The sequence below is a fragment of the Acidimangrovimonas sediminis genome, assembly GCF_002871005.1.
Taxonomy (GTDB): Bacteria; Pseudomonadota; Alphaproteobacteria; order Rhodobacterales; family Rhodobacteraceae; genus Acidimangrovimonas; species Acidimangrovimonas sediminis.
The window spans coordinates 153,275-170,253 of record NZ_PHSN01000006.1 but is presented as its reverse complement, the minus strand read 5'-3'; the positions used below and the strand labels follow the sequence as shown (position 1 = coordinate 170,253).

Annotated in this window: 8 protein-coding genes; 6 read left to right on the top strand and 2 right to left on the bottom strand. The window is 68.7% G+C overall.

What is annotated here, in order from left to right; genetic code table 11:
- The first annotated feature begins 10 nt into the window (after positions 1-10).
- Both recQ and yaaA read left to right on the top strand, forming a co-directional pair.
- Complete coding sequence (gene recQ / locus CVV76_RS07205) at positions 11-2,086, top strand: DNA helicase RecQ (protein ID WP_102223959.1); 2,076 nt, start codon at positions 11-13, stop codon at positions 2,084-2,086.
- Entirely contained in the window at positions 2,086-2,856 is a 771-nt protein-coding gene (gene yaaA, locus CVV76_RS07200; RefSeq protein ID WP_102223958.1) for a peroxide stress protein YaaA, read from the top strand. The genes recQ and yaaA overlap by 1 nt, the downstream gene beginning before the upstream one ends.
- Positions 2,857-2,978: 122 nt before the next feature.
- On the opposite strand, the gene CVV76_RS07195 is transcribed toward yaaA, so the two are convergent.
- The gene (locus CVV76_RS07195; RefSeq protein ID WP_102223957.1) at positions 2,979-5,549 is read right to left on the bottom strand and encodes a hybrid sensor histidine kinase/response regulator; all 2,571 of its coding nucleotides are present in this window, start codon (positions 5,547-5,549) and stop codon (positions 2,979-2,981) included.
- 151 nt (positions 5,550-5,700) lie between these two features.
- Between CVV76_RS07195 and CVV76_RS07190 the strand changes: the two genes are divergently transcribed.
- Both CVV76_RS07190 and pbpC read left to right on the top strand, forming a co-directional pair.
- The gene (locus CVV76_RS07190; RefSeq protein ID WP_102223956.1) at positions 5,701-11,166 is read left to right on the top strand and encodes an alpha-2-macroglobulin family protein; all 5,466 of its coding nucleotides are present in this window, start codon (positions 5,701-5,703) and stop codon (positions 11,164-11,166) included.
- Between the two features lie 5 nt (positions 11,167-11,171).
- The gene (pbpC, locus tag CVV76_RS07185) at positions 11,172-13,208 is read left to right on the top strand and encodes a penicillin-binding protein 1C (protein ID WP_102223955.1); all 2,037 of its coding nucleotides are present in this window, start codon (positions 11,172-11,174) and stop codon (positions 13,206-13,208) included.
- Here the strand turns inward: pbpC and CVV76_RS07180 are convergent.
- Positions 13,205-14,869 (bottom strand): thiamine pyrophosphate-binding protein, encoded by a 1,665-nt coding sequence (locus CVV76_RS07180; RefSeq protein WP_102223954.1) that lies wholly within the window; start codon positions 14,867-14,869, stop codon positions 13,205-13,207. The two genes, pbpC and CVV76_RS07180, sit on opposite strands and share 4 nt — an antisense overlap.
- 131 nt (positions 14,870-15,000) lie before the next feature.
- Between CVV76_RS07180 and CVV76_RS07175 the strand changes: the two genes are divergently transcribed.
- Together CVV76_RS07175 and CVV76_RS07170 are read left to right on the top strand one after the other, a co-directional pair.
- Positions 15,001-16,320, top strand: coding sequence for a lytic murein transglycosylase (locus tag CVV76_RS07175; RefSeq protein WP_102223953.1), 1,320 nt, complete (start codon positions 15,001-15,003; stop codon positions 16,318-16,320).
- A gap of 4 nt (positions 16,321-16,324) precedes the next feature.
- Positions 16,325-16,945: a CDP-alcohol phosphatidyltransferase family protein gene (locus CVV76_RS07170; protein ID WP_102223952.1), complete on the top strand. Its 621-nt coding sequence runs from the start codon at positions 16,325-16,327 to the stop codon at positions 16,943-16,945.
- Positions 16,946-16,979 lie beyond the last annotated feature (34 nt).

The following is a 16,979-nucleotide window of genomic DNA, read 5'->3' as shown; positions in this document are numbered from 1 at the left end:
GCCGCCCGCGATGCCCGTGCCCGCCGCCCCAGACGCTCCCGCCGCCCCCGCCGCTTCCGGTGAGCTTCTGCGCAGCATCTTCGGCTTCGACGGCTTCCGCCCGGGGCAGGAGGAAATCGTGGCCTCGGTCTCGGCGGGCGAAGATACGCTGGCGATCATGCCCACTGGCGGCGGCAAGTCGCTCTGCTACCAGTTGCCCGCGCTCTGCCGTGACGGCGTCACCCTCGTCATCTCACCTCTCATCGCGCTGATGCGCGACCAGGTCCGGGCGCTGCGCGAGGCGGGGGTTGAGGCCGGGGCGCTGACCTCGGGCAATACCGATGAAGAGACGGAGGAGGTCTTTCGCGCCCTCGACGAGGGACGGCTGAAGCTTCTCTACATGGCGCCCGAACGTCTTGCCTCGGGCGGTACGCTGCAACTCCTGCGCCGGGTGAACTGCAACCTGATCGCGGTGGACGAGGCCCATTGCGTCAGCCAATGGGGCCACGATTTCCGCCCCGACTACCTGCGCATCGGCGAGTTGAAACAGACCCTTGGCGTGCCGCTTGCCGCCTTCACCGCCACCGCCGACGCCGAAACCCGGGCCGAAATCGTCACCCGCCTCTTCGGCGGACAAAGCCCGCGCGAATTCCTGCGCGGCTTCGACCGGCCGAACATCCATCTGGCCTTCGCCGTCAAGGACAGTCCCCGTGCGCAGATCCTGAACTTCGCCGCCGCCCGCAAGGGGCAGTCCGGCATCGTCTATTGCGCGACCCGCTCCAAGACCGAGGGGCTGGCGGCCGCGCTGCGCGACGCGGGCCACGCCGCCATTCACTATCACGGCGGGATGGAGGCCGACGACCGCCGCAAGACCGAGTTCCGCTTTCAGCAGGAAGACGGGCTGATCGTCTGCGCCACGATCGCCTTCGGCATGGGCATCGACAAGCCCGACATCCGATGGGTCGCCCATGCCGACCTGCCGAAATCCATCGAGGCCTATTACCAGGAGATTGGTCGCGCCGGCCGAGACGGCGCGCCGGCCGAGACCCTCACCCTCTACGGCCCCGAAGATATCCGCCTGCGCCGCGCCCAGATCGACGAGGGCCTCGCCCCGCCCGAACGCAAGGCCGCCGACCACACCCGCCTCAATGCCCTTCTCGGGCTGGCCGAGGCCCAGGGCTGCCGCCGCCAGGTCCTGCTTGGCTATTTCGGCGAACATGCCGAACCTTGCGGAAATTGCGACCTGTGCGACGCCCCGCCCGAGCTTTTCGACGCGACCGAGGCGGTGCGCAAGGCGCTTTCGGCCATGCTCCGCACCGGTGAAAGCTTCGGCGCAGGGCACCTGATCGACATCCTGCTCGGCAACACCACGGACAAGATCCGCGCCCGCCACCATAACGACCTGCCCACCTTCGGCGTCGGCCGCGACCTGTCGCGCGCGCAATGGCAGGCGGTGTTTCGTCAGATGATGGGCCGCGACCTGATCCGCCCCGACCCGGAGCGTCACGGCGCCTTCCGCATGACCGACCCGGCCCGCCCCGTGCTCCGCGGCGAGGAAAGCGTGACGCTCCGCCGCGACACGATCACCAGGGCCAAGACGAAGACGGTGGTCAAGGCGCTGGTCAACGACGAGGACGCGCCGCTTCTTTCCGCCCTCAAGGCCAAGCGCCGCGCGCTGGCCGAGGACGCCCGCGTCCCCGCCTATGTCATCTTCCCCGACCGCACGCTGATCGAGATGGCCGAACAGCGGCCGCAATCGCTCGACGCCATGGCCCGGGTCAACGGCGTCGGCGCAAAGAAGCTGGAACGCTATGGCGCGCTGTTCCTCGAGGTCATCACCGGCGCCCCGCCACCCGCCGAACATCCGGCCAGAATGCGCCTTTCGGGCCGGGACAGTGCCGATATTTTCGACCGGCTGATGCAGGCCCAGCTCGACCTGTCGCGCGGCACGGACGGCACCGAGAAGCCACTCGCCTGTTCGCGCAGCCTGATCGCCAAGCTGTCCGAGGCGCATCCGCGCGACGCCGGCACCCTCGCCCGCCTGCTGGGCGAGCGCTACAACGACCGCTTCGGCGCGGCCTTCCTGCAGATCCTGACGGAGGACTAATGCTCGTCACCCTCTCGCCCGCCAAAAAACTCGACTGGACCGAGCGTCCCGACCTTTCGCTCACCGACCCCGCTTTCCCCGAGGCCGCAAGCGAACTCGCCGCCGCCGCCCGCGATCTCTCGGTCGACGACCTGCGCAAGCTGATGAGCCTGTCGGAACCGCTGGCCAAGTTGAACGCCGAACGTTTCCGCGATTTCGCCGACGCCCCCGCACCCGAGGCCCAGCGCCCCGCCGCCTTCGCCTTCGCCGGCGACACCTACCAGGGGTTCGAGGCGAAAACCCTCGACGCAGACGCGATCGCCTGGGCGCAGGATCACCTGCGCATCCTCTCCGGCCTCTACGGTCTTCTCCGGCCGCTCGACCGGATCCAGCCCTACCGCCTCGAAATGGGCAGCCGGCTGAAAACCGCGCGCGGCGCCTCGCTCTACGAGTATTGGGGCAGCGCCATCTCGGAGGCGCTGAACGAAGCCGCCAGCGCCGCGGGTACCGACACCCTCGTGAACTGCGCCTCGACCGAATATTTCTCGGCCGTCGAACTTTCGGCCCTGAAGCTGCGCGTCATCACCCCGGTCTTCCTCGAGGACCGCAACGGCGCGCGCAAGGTGGTCAGCTTCTGGGCCAAGCGCGCCCGCGGCGCCATGGCCCGCTACGCCATGGAAAACCGCCTGACCGACCCCGAAGACCTCAAATCCTTCGCGTCGGGCGGCTACCAGCACATCCCAGATCTCAGCGAAGGCGACCGCTGGGTCTTCCTCCGCGCCCTGGACTGACCCCCGCCCCTTCTTCCGAGGGGAAATATCCCACGGGGGTGCGGGGGTACGAAACCCCCGCAGATGCGGCGGGTGCGGGGGTGTGAAACCCCCGCGGTGGCGCCCTCTCCACCCCCGCCGCCTCAGCTCTCTCCGTCCGCGCCCACGGCCCGCACCCCCGCGGGCCGCAGCGCCACGATCCGCTCGGCGATCGCCGCCCGCCGCAGGGGTTTCGTCAGATACTGGTCGATGCCCGCCGCGAGGATCGAGGCCGCATCGCCGTCCATCGCATGTGCCGTCAGCGCTACGATCGGCACATGTCCGCCCGTCCCCTCCTCCAGCCTGCGGATCGTCCGGGCGGCGTCGCGGCCATCCATCTCGGGCATCGAGATATCCATGAAGATCAGGTCGGGGCGGAAGCTGCGATACAGCTCCACCGCCTCGCGGCCGTTACCGGCGAAGACCAGATCAATGTCCAGATCCTTGGTCATCTTGCGAAACACCAGCTGGTTTGTCCGGTTGTCCTCGGCCGCGAGCACGCGCATCTGGCGCCCATCCGCCTGCGCCGGCGCGGTAACGGGGTCGGCCTCCAGCATTCCGGCGGACAGGCTCTGCAACGTTCGGAAAAGCCGGCTGCGCAGCAGCGGCCGTTCCAGCACCGCGGCGAAAAGGCCCGCGTCGGGCCCGGTGCGCACCTCTTCCGGCGCGGCGGAGATCAGCAGCACCGGCGCCATGAGGCCCGTCGCCCGAAGCGCCCGCACAAGCTCCCCCGGATCGCCCGCCGTCGCCGCATCCGCCAGCACGATGTCGCAAGGCCCCGCAGCCGCCGCGATCGCCTCATCGACCGTGCGGCAGGCGACCACCTCCATCCCGCCGGTGCGCAACTGCCGTTCGAAGATCCGGCGGTTGGTCAGTTCCCCGTCCAGCACCAGTGCATGGGCGAAACGGATCTGCGCTGCGGGATCCGCCGCGCCCTCCTCGGCCACCGGCAGGGTGACGCGGAAGCCGAAGCACGACCCCACGCCCTGTGTCGAATCCACCCAGACATCGCCGCCCATCTGCTCGATCAGCCGGCGGGTGATGGCGAGGCCCAGGCCTGTCCCCTCGAACCGGCGATTCGACTGGTCGTCGACCTGATTGAACTCACCGAAGATGTGGTCGAGGTGCTCGGCCGCGATGCCGATTCCGGTATCCTCCACCGTGACGTGCAGTTCGCGGCTCTCGCCGTCCGCTTCCGTGCCCTCCAGGCCGACCACCCGCACCGTAACCCGCCCCTCGCGCGTGAACTTCACCGCGTTGCCCATCAGGTTGGTCATCACCTGACGGATTCGCCCAGGATCCCCGACATAGCGCGTGGGCAGGAACATGTCGAAATCGACCGCCAGCTCGATCCCGCGCTCCTGCACGTTCGGCTGCAACAGCATGGCCACGTCATGGATGCAGCGTTCCAGGTCGAACGGCTCGGGCCGCAGGATCAGCTTGTCCGCCTCGATCTTGGAATAATCGAGCACGTCGTTGATGATCTCGAGAAGCGCCTCGCCCGAGGTCTTGATCGTCTCGGCATAAAGCCTCTGGTCGCCGTTCAGATCGGTGTCGCACAGAAGATCGGCCATGCCGACCACCCCGTTCATGGGGGTCCGGATCTCGTGGCTCATGTTGGCGAGGAAGGCCGACTTGGCACGGTTCGCCGCCTCGGCCGCAAGCCGCGCCTCCTCCAGCGCGGCCTGCTGCTGCTTCATCTCGGTGATATCGACGCGCAGACCGACGCGGCCGCCGTCAGGTGTTTCCTGCTCCAGCACCCGCAGCCAGCGACCGTCGCCCAGCTGCTGCTCGATCAGCGAATTGCCCGCGCGGTGCGAGGCCAGGCGTTCGGCAAGCCATGCCTCCTCCCGCCCCTCGGCATCGCGGTACTGGCCACGCGCAAGGCCGTAACGCAAGATCTCCTCGAACCGGGCGCCGGGGACGATGGCCGGCGCGGTCTCGCTGTAGATCTCGCGATAGCGCTGGTTGCAGGCGACCATCCGGTCCTGCCGGTCATAAAGCACGAACCCATCCGGGATCGCCTCGAGCGCGGCCCAGATGCACATCTGTTCGGTGATATCTATGCCAAGCGTCACCATGTCGCCGTCGCGCGCCCGCCGGTCGATCAACCGCACGTAGCGGCCGTCGGTCAGCCGCAGCACCACGGTGGGGATCCGCTCCTCCTCCTGCCGCGCAAGCATCCGGCGCACCCATTCTTCGGGGTCCTCCCCCGCCATGTCGACGACATTCCGGGTGGTGCAGAGCCGTAGGATATCCTCATACGCCGTACCCGGCACAACCCGGTCGCTGTCTGCAAAGACGGCGAGGTAAGCCCGGTTCGCCGCAACGAGCTTTCCCTCGGCGTTGAATACGGCAAAGCCGTCGCGGATCGTCTCGATCGAATCCCAAAGCCGCCGCTCGGCCATCACCGCGGCAGTGTGGGCGCGTTCCAGATCGTCGAGGAAACGGCTGTGCTGACCCTTCAGCGCGGCCGCCTCGGATTGCGCGGCCCGTGCCGCGTCCCGGCTTTGCAGAACCTGGTCCGACAAGGCACGCGCATGCAGGGCAAGCTTTTCGTTCGCCGCAAAAAGCTCCCTCTGCTTCTGTTCCAGAAGCCGTTCGGCGGCCAGCCGGGCCCGCCGTTCCTTCGCCAGTTTGTCGGCGATGCTGCTGCCGCGTCCGCCGCCGTCCATCTTTCCCGTCCTGATTGCCCGCCTCAGGCTGCCGGATCGAGGTGAAGGATCCCTTAACAGCCGCCCGGATCCGCCATTTCCCGGCGGCGCCGCTTGATCCGTCACCGGCGAAGTGCCAGCATTCACGCGTTGTTGAGGAGGAGCCGTTTCGATGCACCGATTGATCGCCGCCGCCATCTCTCTGGCCGTCTCCCTGGCCGTCTCCCTGGCCGTGCTGGCCCCTGTCACCGCGTCCGCCGACGACGGGCCGGTGCCCACGCGGCGGCTGGCACTCAGCAACGATGTGGACTTTCCCGGCCACGACCTGCGGCAGATCTTCGACACCACGGTCGATGCCTGCGAACGCGCCTGCCTCGCCGACAGCGCCTGTCACGCCTTCACGTTCAACCTGCGGGCAGGCGCCTGCTTTCCGAAATCCGCCGCGGGCGCGCCGGCGCCCTTTGCCGGCGCCCTCTCGGCCCGCGTGTACGAGACGGATCCCTCCGTGCTGTCCCGGGCCGCCGCCCGGGCCGAGGATCTGAAGTTCCTGCGTGACTCCGACCTCGACGCCGCGAAAAAACAGGCTCTCGGCCTGCCCGATCGCTACATGACCGGAGAACATGCGGCGGATGACCTTCTGGGCAGCGCCCGGGCCGCCGAGGGGGCCGGGCGCCCACAGGATGCCGCGCGCTACGTCGGCGCCGCGCTCAGCCTGACTGACGATCCCGGACAATGGACCGATTACGCGCGCCTCCTGCTCGCCTCGGAAAAGACCGACACGCGCGCAAACAAGTATGACCTCTACCGCCGCGCGTTGGCGGCCTCGGTCAACGGCTATCTCCGGGCGGGACGCGCGGCGGAACGTGCGAATGCCCTGATCGTGCTGTCACAGGCACTGGAAAAGCTTGGCCGCGGGCGCGAGATGATCCCCGCGCTGCGCCTGGCGCAGGACCTGGCCCCGCGTGACGACACAGAAAAGGCGCTGAGCGACGCGATCGGCAAGTACGGCTTTCGCATCACCGAGCACGAGGTGCAGAGCGATTCCGCCACCCCCAGGATCTGTGCCGATTTCTCGGAAAACCTCGCGCCCTCGGGCATCGATTACGCGCCCTATGTGCAATTGCCCGAGCCCGGCCTTTCGGTCGAGGCGGAGGGGCGGCAGCTTTGCATTTCGGGCGTGAAGCACGGCGAACGTTATCAGGTGACCTTCCGCGCGGGCCTTCCGGCGGAAAGCGGCGAGACGACGGTGAAGCCGGTGACGCTCAACCTCTATGTCCGCGACCGCACGCCGTCGGTCCGGTTTCCTGGGCGGGCCTATGTGCTGCCGGCCGCCGGTACCAGCGCCCTGCCCGTGGTCAGCGTCAACACCAGAACGCTTGACCTGACGCTGCGCCGGGTCAGCGACCGCAACCTGATCCGCGCGATCCAGGATGATTACTTCGCCAAGCCCCTGTCGCACTATCAGGAGGAAAGTTTCTCCGGCGACGTCGCAACCGAAGTCTGGACCGGCAAGGCCGATGTCGCGATGGAGGTGAACCGCGACATGACCACGCGATTGCCGCTGGATCAGGCTCTGAAAGGGCAGCCGCCGGGAATCTACGCACTGAGCGCCAAGGTGCCCGGCGCCGACCCCTACGAAAGCCCGGCGGCGACCCAGTGGTTCGTGATCTCCGACCTCGGGATGACCAGCTATTCCGGCGTCGACGGGCTGCATGTCTTCGTTCGCGGGCTGGCCGATGCAGGGCCGAAGGCGGGGGCGGAGGTGACGCTTGTCTCGCGCGCCAACGCAGTGTTGGGCACGGCCACGACGGACGAGACCGGCTATGCCACCTTTCCCGCCGGCCTGACCGGCGGGACGGGCAGCGCGGCGCCGGGCCTGCTGACCGCCAGCCTGAAGACGGACGAGGCCTTCCTGCCGCTGACCGACCCGGAGTTCGACCTGTCGGACCGGGGTGTCGCGGGGCATGAACCGGCGCCGCCGATCGACGTTTTCCTGACCACCGATCGCGGCGCCTACCGCGCGGGCGAGACGGTGAACGTCACCGCGCTCAGCCGCGACGGCGACTCGGCCGCGATCGAGGGGTTGCCGCTGATCGCCCGGCTGAAGCGGCCCGACGGCGTGGAATACACCCGCGCCGTGGCGCAGGGCGCGGGCGCGGGCGGCCACGTCTGGGCCTTCCCGATCGGCGGCGGGGCCCCGCGCGGCGTCTGGCGCGTCGACATCCTTGCCGACCCCGAGGCGGCGCCGCTGGCCACGCAAACCTTCCTGGTCGAGGATTTCCTGCCCGAGCGGATCGATTTCACCCTGAACCTGCCGGACGGCCCCCTCGCCCCCGACAGCCGCCCCGAGCTGAAGCTGTCGGCGCGCTACCTGTTCGGCGCGCCGGGTGCGGGCCTGTCGCTGGAGGGTGAGGCGCGAGTGTCGGCGGCAGACGGGCTTGCCGCCTATCCCGGCTACAGCTTCGGCCGCCACGATAAGCCGTTTTCCGCAACGACAGAGACGATCGGGGGCGAGGAAACCGATGCCAAGGGCGACCTTGCCACGCAGGTCCCGCTACCGGTGATCGAGGATGCGGGGCGTCCGCTGCAACTGACCGTGACCGCCCGACTGGCCGAAGGCTCCGGCCGCCCGGTGGAACGGCGGATCACCCGACCGCTGGCACCCGCACAGCCGATCTTGGGGATCAAGCCGCTCTTCGACGATGCGGTGCCCGAGAACGGCACGGCCAGCTTCGATATCATCGCCGTCGGCCCCGACCTGAAACCCGCGGCCATGCCGGTGAAGTGGACGATCAATCGCGTCGTCACCCGCTACCAATGGTACCAATCCTACGGCAACTGGAACTGGGAGCCGATGACCACCCGCACCCGTGTCGCATCGGGCGAGGCGCAGCTGTCGGCGCAGGGTGCGCTGAAGGTCTCGGCCCCCGTCAGCTGGGGCGAATACGAGATCAAGGTGGAAAAGACCGGCGGCGCGCCCTTCGCCGAAAGCTCCGCCCTGTTCTACGCAGGCTGGTACGCCAGCGACGGCGGCAAGGACACACCCGACAAGCTTCAGATGTCCCTGAACAAGCCGGATTTCAGCCCCGGCGACATGGCCGAGCTGCGGGTCGTCCCGCGCGAGGCGGGGGTCGCGCTGGTCACCGTGCTGTCGAACCGGCTGATCTGGCGCAAGGCCGTGGCGGTGCCGGCCGGCGCGTCGGTGATCCCGATTCCGGTGACAAAGGACTGGGGTGCGGGCGCCTATGTCACCGCCTCGGTGCTGCGGCCGATGGACGTGGCGGCGGGCCACAACCCGGCCCGCGCCATGGGCCTGACCTATGCGAAGGTCGCGCCGGGCGCGCGGCGGCTGGCAACCACGATCGAGGCCCCGGACGAGGCCGAACCGCGCGCGCCGCTGGATGTGGCGGTCGACGTGAAAGGCACGAAACCGGGCGAAACCGCCTATGTCACCATCGCGGCGGTGGATCTCGGGATCCTCAACCTGACCGCCTTCACGGCACCCGACCCCGAGGATCACTACTTCGGCCAGCGCAAGCTTGGCGTGGGCATCCGCGATCTTTACGGGCGGCTGATCGACGGGATGAACGGGGCAATGGGACAGGTGCGTTCGGGCGGTGACGCGGCGGCGCAGGCCAAGCTCATGGCACCGCCGCCGACCGAGAAGCTGGTGGCCTTCTTCTCCGGCCCCGTCACGGTTGGGGCGGACGGCAAGGCGCATGCCAGCTTCGACATTCCCGCCTTCAACGGCACCGTGCGCGTGATGGCGGTCTCATGGTCGAAGACGGGGGTCGGGCAGGCCTCGAAGGATGTGCTGATCCGTGACCCGGTGGTGGTGAACGCCAGCCTTCCCCGGTTCATGGCCCCGGGCGACAGCGGTCGCCTTCTCCTCGACATCCACCACGCCAAGGGTCCCGGCGGAAGGGTCGGGCTGGATGTCTCGTCGTCGGGCCTGACCCTCGGCACCGTGCCCTCGGGTTTCGATCTTCCCGTGGGCGGAAAGACCGAGATAGCGATCCCGGTGACCGCGGCTGATCCGGGTATCCAAACGATCGAGGTGACCCTTACCACCCCGGGCGGCCAGCGCCTGACCAAGGAGCTGAGCCTGCCGGTCGAAACCCTTGACCCGAGCGTCAGCCGCGTTAACCGCCTGACTCTTGCCAAGGGCAAGGATTTCACCTTGGACAGAGAAGTTTTCGCGGGTCTTGAGCCCGGCTCGGCCAAGGTCACCCTTGCCGTCGGCCCGATCGCGCGGATGAATGCGCCGGGCCTGCTCGAGGCGCTCAACCGCTATCCCTATGGCTGCACCGAGCAGATCACCTCCAAGGCGCTGCCGCTGCTCTATTTCTCGCAGGTGGCCGAGGTGATGGGCCTCGGCACCGCAGCCGATCTGCATGACCGGATCGACAAGGCGATCACCGGGGTGCTGACGAACCAGGACGCGAACGGCGCTTTCGGCCTGTGGAGGCCCGGTTCCGGCGATCTGTGGCTTGACGCCTATGTCACCGATTTCCTGTCGCGTGCGCGCGCACAGGGGTTCGAGGTGCCGCAGATCGCCTTCCGCAGCGCCCTCGACAACCTGCGCAACCAGGTGAACTACGCCAACGATTTCGACAGCCACGGCGGCCCCTATGCCTATGCGCTGATGGTGCTGGCACGTGAGGGGGCGGCGGCGATCGGCGACCTGCGCTATTACGCCGACGTCAAGGCCGATGCCTTCGACACCCCGATCGCGGCGGCCCAGCTTGGCGCGGCGCTGGCGCTTTACGGCGACCAGACACGGGCCGACGCCATGTTCCGACGCGCCGGACGGATGGCACTCGCCGAAGGCGCCGGCGCGCCCATGCTGTGGCACACCGATTACGGCACCGCACAGCGCGACGCCGCCGCGGTTCTGGCGCTCTCGGCCGAGGCGGGCAGCAAGGCGGTGGACCAGACCGCGCTGGTCAACCGCATCGCGGCCCGGCCCGGCGACCTGAACGTGTCGACCCAGGAAGCCGCCTGGCAGCTGCTTGCCACCCACGCCCTGATTGCCAAGCCCGGAGGCGAGGGGCTGAGTGTGAACGGAACCCCGGTCGACGGCCCGCTGGTCCGGATCGAGGAGGCGCGGCTGTTCCAGCCCATGACCATCCACAACGGCGGCGACGGCGACAGCGTTCTGACGCTGACGACCTTCGGCGTGCCCGAGGTGGCGCCGAAACCCGGCGGCAACGGCTACAAGATCGAGCGGAGCTACTTCACCCTCGACGGCAAGCCGGTGAAAGCGGACAAGGTGGCCCCGGGCACCCGGCTGGTGACGCTGATCAAGGTGACGTCCTTCTCGCTCGACGAGGCGCGGCTGATGGTCGTCGACCCGCTGCCCGCCGGGTTCGAGATCGACAATCCGAACCTGATCCACGGGGGTGAGATTTCGTCCCTGTCCTGGCTGAAAAGCGAGACGGAGGTGGCGCATGCGGAGTTCCGGCAGGATCGCTTCATCGCCCAGGTCGACCGTCCGAAAGGCGGCACTTTCACACTGGCCTATATCGTGCGCGCCGTGTCGCCCGGGACGTTCCACCACCCGGCGGCCAGCGTCGAGGACATGTACCGCCCCGCCAGGCGCGCCAACGGCGCCACTGGCCAGGTCACGGTCGAGTAGCGGCGATGCGCGCCCGCCCGATCCTGGCGCTGGCGGCGGGGCTCTGGCTCGCCGCCTTCGCGGGCGACCGGGTCCGCGACTGGGTCGACACCACCGTTCTGCCCCCGCTGACCCCTGCGACCTCGGCCGAGGTCCTTGCGCGCGACGGCACCCTGCTGCGTGCCTTCACGGTGGGCGACGGGCGCTGGCGGCTGGCGGTCGATCCCACCCGGGTCGACCCGCGCTACCTCAAGATGCTGATCGGCTATGAGGACCGGCGCTTTTACCGGCACGCGGGCGTCGACCCGCTGGCCATGCTGCGCGCCGCGGGTCAGACGCTGATGTCGGGGCACATCGTTTCGGGCGGATCGACCCTGACGATGCAGGTTGCCCGGCTTCTGGAAGACAGCGGCACCGGGCGGATCGCGGGCAAGCTGCGGCAGATCCGCGTCGCGCTGTCGCTGGAGCGGCGGCTGACCAAGGCGCAGATCCTAGCGCTCTACCTCCAGATCGCGCCCTTCGGCGGCAACCTGGAAGGGGTGCGTTCCGCCTCCCTCGCCTATTTCGGGAAGGAGCCGCGGCGCCTTACCCCGGCGCAATCCGCGCTGCTGGTGGCGCTGCCGCAATCGCCCGAAACCCGCCGGCCCGACCGCTTCCCCGACGCCGCCCGCACCGCCCGCAACCGGGTTCTCATGCGCGCGGAAGGGGCCGGTCTTCTGACCCTGGAACAGGCCATTTCCGCGGAAACGGAGCCTGTTCCGACAGCGCGCCTTCCCGTGCCCGCGCTTGCCCCCCACGTGGCCGAGCGGCTGCACGCGGAAAGCCCGTCGCTCTCGCCCCTGCGGACCACGATAGACGCGGGACTGCAAAGGCGGCTCGAGGATCTGGCGGCGGAGTCGGTGGCGCATCGGGGACAACGGCTTCAGGTCGCGATCGTGGTGGCCGAGCAGGCCTCGGGCCGGATCATCGCCTCGGTGGGATCGGCCGCCTACACCGCCGACCGCCGGCAGGGATTCATCGACATGACCCGCGCCTTGCGCTCGCCCGGATCGACGCTGAAGCCGCTGATCTATGGCCTCGCCTTCGACGAGGGGCTGGGCCACCCCGAGACCCTGATCGACGATCGCCCGGTGGATTTCGACGGCTATGCGCCGCAGAACTTCGACCACCAGTTCCGCGGCACGATCCGCCTGCGCGAGGCGCTGCAACTGTCGCTGAACATCCCCGCCGTGCTGCTGACCGACGCGCTGGGGCCCGCCAAGCTCATGTCGGCGATGCGGCGCGCGGGGACGCAGCCGGTGGTGCCCGGGGGCCAACCCGGGCTGGCGATCGCGCTGGGGGGGGTCGGGATCTCGCTGCAGGATCTCGTGCAGATCTACGCCGCCATCGCGCGCGGCGGTGTCGCGCTGCCGCTGCACCTGCGGGCCGATGCGGCGCCGGCCCCGGGCGCCCGGATCCTGTCGGCCGTGGCGGCCTGGGAGGTGGGCGATATCCTCTCGGGCCTAGCACCGCCGCCGGGCGCGCCACGCAACCGGCTGGCCTACAAGACCGGCACCTCCTACGGCCATCGGGATGCCTGGGCGATCGGCTTCGACGGACGCCACGTGGTGGGCATCTGGATGGGCCGCGCCGACGGCACCCCGGTGCCCGGCGCCTTCGGCGGAGAGCTTGCCGCGCCGGTCCTGTTCCAGGCCTTCAACCGGGTCACCCCGCGGCTCGCACCACTGCCGCCGCCACCCGCAAACACGCTCATGGTCGCAAACGCCCAACTGCCCCCGCCCCTGCGCCATTTCCGCAGCCGCAGAGCCGCTTTCGGCCCGGCAGAGGACGCCCCTCAACTGGCATTTCCGCCGGATGGCGCACTGGTGGAACGCACCGGGGGCGACCTTCTGGTTCGCGTCCGGGGCGGGATTGCACCGTTCACCTGGCTTGCCAACGGGCGGCCCGTGGTGATCGGAACCCGCGACGCGCAGGCACTGCTGCCGCTGCATGCGGGGTTCGTGAGCCTTTCGGTGATCGACGCCGCCGGCCGCGCCGCGCGGGCCGAGGTACGCCTTCGCTAGGCCCCGCCCCGGGCCTTTTCGCCCTGCGCGCGGGTCTGCGCCACGGTCATCGCGGTCGACAACATCTCGGGATCCAGCGTCACCTCGATCACCGCTGGCTTGCCCGAGGCGACCGCGCGCTGGAATGCCGGCGCGAACTCCGCCTGATCCCGCACCGTCTCGCCATGCCCGCCATAGGCACGGGCCAGTGCGGCAAAGTCGGGGTTGGCAAGATCGGTACCCGAAATCCGGCCGGGATAGTGACGTTCCTGGTGCATCCGGATCGTCCCGTACCGCCCGTTGTTGGCAACGATCACGATCACCGCCGCCCCATGCTGCACCGCCGTCGAGAACTCGTTCAGCGTCATCTGAAAGTCGCCATCCCCGGCAAGACAGACGACCACCCGGTCGGGATGATGCAGCTTGGCCGAGATCGCAGCGGGAAAGCCGTAGCCCATGCTGCCCGAGGTTGGCGCCAGCTGCGTGCCCCAGCTCTTGTAACGATAGTACCGATGCAGGAACGCCGCGAAATTGCCCGCGCCGTTGGTCAGCACGGCATCGTCGGGCAGCGTGTCGGAAAGCCACGCAACCACCTGTTCAAGCTTGACGGCGCCGGGCGTTTCCACCGGTTGCACCCAGCCCTCGTAATCGGCGCGAAGCGTCCTGGTCCAGTCGCCGTGACCGGAGGGCGGGGCATTCCGCCCGGCCAGCGCCGCGACCATCTGCGCCGGATCGGCGACGATGCCCACGTCCGGCACGTAGACATGGCCCAGCTCGTCGGGCCCGGGGTAGACATGCACGATCTTCGGGCCCGGTCGCGCGGGGTCCAGCAGGCTGTACCCCCCGGTCGCGGAATCGCTCAGCCGGGCGCCCAGGACCAGCAAGCAATCGGCCTCCGCCAGCCGCTTGCCAAGCTTGGGGTTCATGCCGATGCCGACGTCGCCCACATAGTTCGGATGACGGTTGTCGATGTGGTCCTGCCGACGGAAGCTTGCCGCGACCGGCAGGTCCCAGCTGGCTGCGAACCGCGCCAGATCCTCGGCGGCGGCGGCGTTCCAGACCGAGCCGCCGGCCACAACGAGGGGCTTTTTCGCCTGTGTCAGAGCCTGTTCCACCGCCTCGACCGCGTCCGGCGACACGCCCGGCACGGGCCGCTGCGCCGCAGGAAGGTCGGGCACGTCGGCACTGCCGCTCAGCATGTCCTCGGGCAGCGCGAGGATGACGGGACCGGGCCGTCCCGATGTCGCGACACGAAATGCCCGCGCGATGTATTCCGGCAGGCGGTCGGTCTGGTCGACCTCCGCCACCCATTTCGCGACGGTGCCGAAGACCGAGCGGTAGTCGATCTCCTGAAACGCCTCGCGGTCGCGGTGGGCCCGCGCGATCTGGCCCACGAAAACCACCAGCGGGGTCGAATCCTGTCGCGCCACGTGGATCCCCGAAGAGGCATTGGTGACACCGGGGCCGCGGGTCACGAACAGGATTCCGGGCCGCCCGGTCATCTTGCCGTAGGCTTCGGCCATCATCGCCGCGCCACCCTCCTGCCGGCAGACGATATTGCGGATACCGCTGTCATGAAGACCGTCGAGTGCCGCAAGAAAGCTTTCCCCGGGGACCGAGAACACCCGCTCCACCCCCTGGATCGCAAGCTGGTCCACCAGGATCTTTCCACCGTGTCGCATCGCTCATCCCCCCTCTGTCCCGCGCACCCTGCGACAAGCCATCGGCAGGGGCAAGCCGGAACGCGGGCGCTGCCCTTTGCGAAACGCCTGCGCCGGGTTATGATCGCGCAAAAGAACGAGCAGGTGATTTCATGCGATTTCCCGGTTGGGCCCTTGGCCTTTGCACCGTGCTGGCGGCAGGCGGGGCCTCTGCTGCCATAGAACACTCTCCACGTCCGATGCTGCGACCCGTCATGGCCGCACTCAAGACCTCGCCGCGGCCCACGCTGAGGCCCGAGGCGGCCTCCGCCGACGCAGGCAGTTCGGCCGAGTTGGTCAAGGTTTCCGCCGGCGACTCCGGCTTTCAGCGCTGGGTCACGGGCTTTCGCCGCCGCGCCATCGCGCAGGGCATCTCTCCCAAGGTGTTCGACTGGGCCTTTTCGGGGGTGCACCTCGATCCCGGGGTGTTGGCAAAGGACCGCCACCAGTCGGAATTCACCAAGACGATCTGGCAATACCTGGCCAGCGCCGCCTCGGACAAGCGGATCGCCACCGGGCGCCAGATGATGCGCAAGTATGGCCGGGTACTGGACCAGATCCAGCGCACCTATCACGTCGACAAGTCGGTGGTCGTGGCCATCTGGGGCATGGAGAGCAATTACGGCAGCCATCGCGGCTCCACCCAGATCATCCCCGCGCTTGCGACGCTGGCCTATGACGGGCGGCGCGGCAAGTTCTTCGAGGCGCAGCTGATCGACGCGCTGAAGATCATTCAGCAGGGCAACGTCGCGCCGCGGAACATGACCGGGTCCTGGGCCGGCGCGATGGGCCATACACAGTTCATCCCGTCCTCTTACCTTGCCTATGCCGTGGATTTCCGCGGCGACGGCAAGCGCGACATCTGGTCCGACGACCCGACCGATGCGCTGGCCTCCACTGCGTCGTACCTGCACCGCTTCGGCTGGCGCGAGGGGCAGCCCTGGGGGATCGAGGTCGCCCTGCCCCGCGGCTTCAACTACGCGCTGACCGGGCATGGCACCCACAAGTCGGTGCGTGAATGGGAACGTCTGGGGGTGCGCACCGCGACCGGGCGGGCGCTGCCGAACTATGGCGAGGCCTCGGTCCTGCTGCCCGCCGGGGCACAGGGCGCGGCCTTCCTCATCTTCCACAATTTCAAGGCGATCGAGCATTACAACAGTGCCGATGCCTACGTGATCGCCGTGGGCTACCTTGCCAGCCGGATCGAGGGCGGGCCGCCGATCCGCCATTCCTGGCCGGTGGGCGACCGGGCGCTGACCTCGGCCGAGCGGCAGCAATTGCAGGCCCGGCTGACCCGGGCCGGGTTCAATACCGGCGGGGTGGACGGGCGCATCGGGCCGATGACCATCCGCGCGATCCGCGCCTACCAGCGCCATGTCGGGATGATACCGGACGGCTACGCCTCGCTCGCGCTTCTGCAACGGCTGCGCTGAGGGCATGCTTGACGCGGCCCTGCGCCGGGTGATCGATCCGCCGCTGAACATGGCGGGTCGAGCCTTGGCGAAATCCGGCGTTTCCGCCGATTCAGTGACGGTTTGCGGTCTTGTTCTGGGGCTGGTCTCTGCCGCGATGATCGCGCTTGGCTGGCCGCTCTGGGCGCTGGCGCCGCTCCTCCTCTCGCGCCTGGCAGACGGGTTGGACGGGGCGGTGGCGCGGGCGGCGGGCAAGACCGACCTCGGCGGCTATTTCGACATCGCGGCGGATTTCCTGTTCTACGGCGCGGTCCCCTTCGCCTTTGCCGTGGCCGACCCGGCCGCCAACGCGCTGGCCGCGGCCTTCCTACTGTGCAGCTTCTACGTCAACGGCACCAGCTTTCTCGGCTATGCCATCCTCGCCGAGCGGCGCGGGATGGAAAGCAGCGAACGTGGCTCCAAGTCTCTCTATTTCACCGGGGGATTGCTGGAAGGAACCGAGACGATCGCATTCTTCGTGCTGATCTGCCTGCTGCCGGGCTGGTTCGCCCCGCTGGCCTGGATCTTCGGCGCGCTCTGCTTCGTCACCGCGGGCAGCCGGGTCGCATTGGCCCGGCAGGTCTTCGGGGCGGAACGCGAAGAATAAGTATTTTTGCCAAGATGAACGGCAAAGCGCCCGC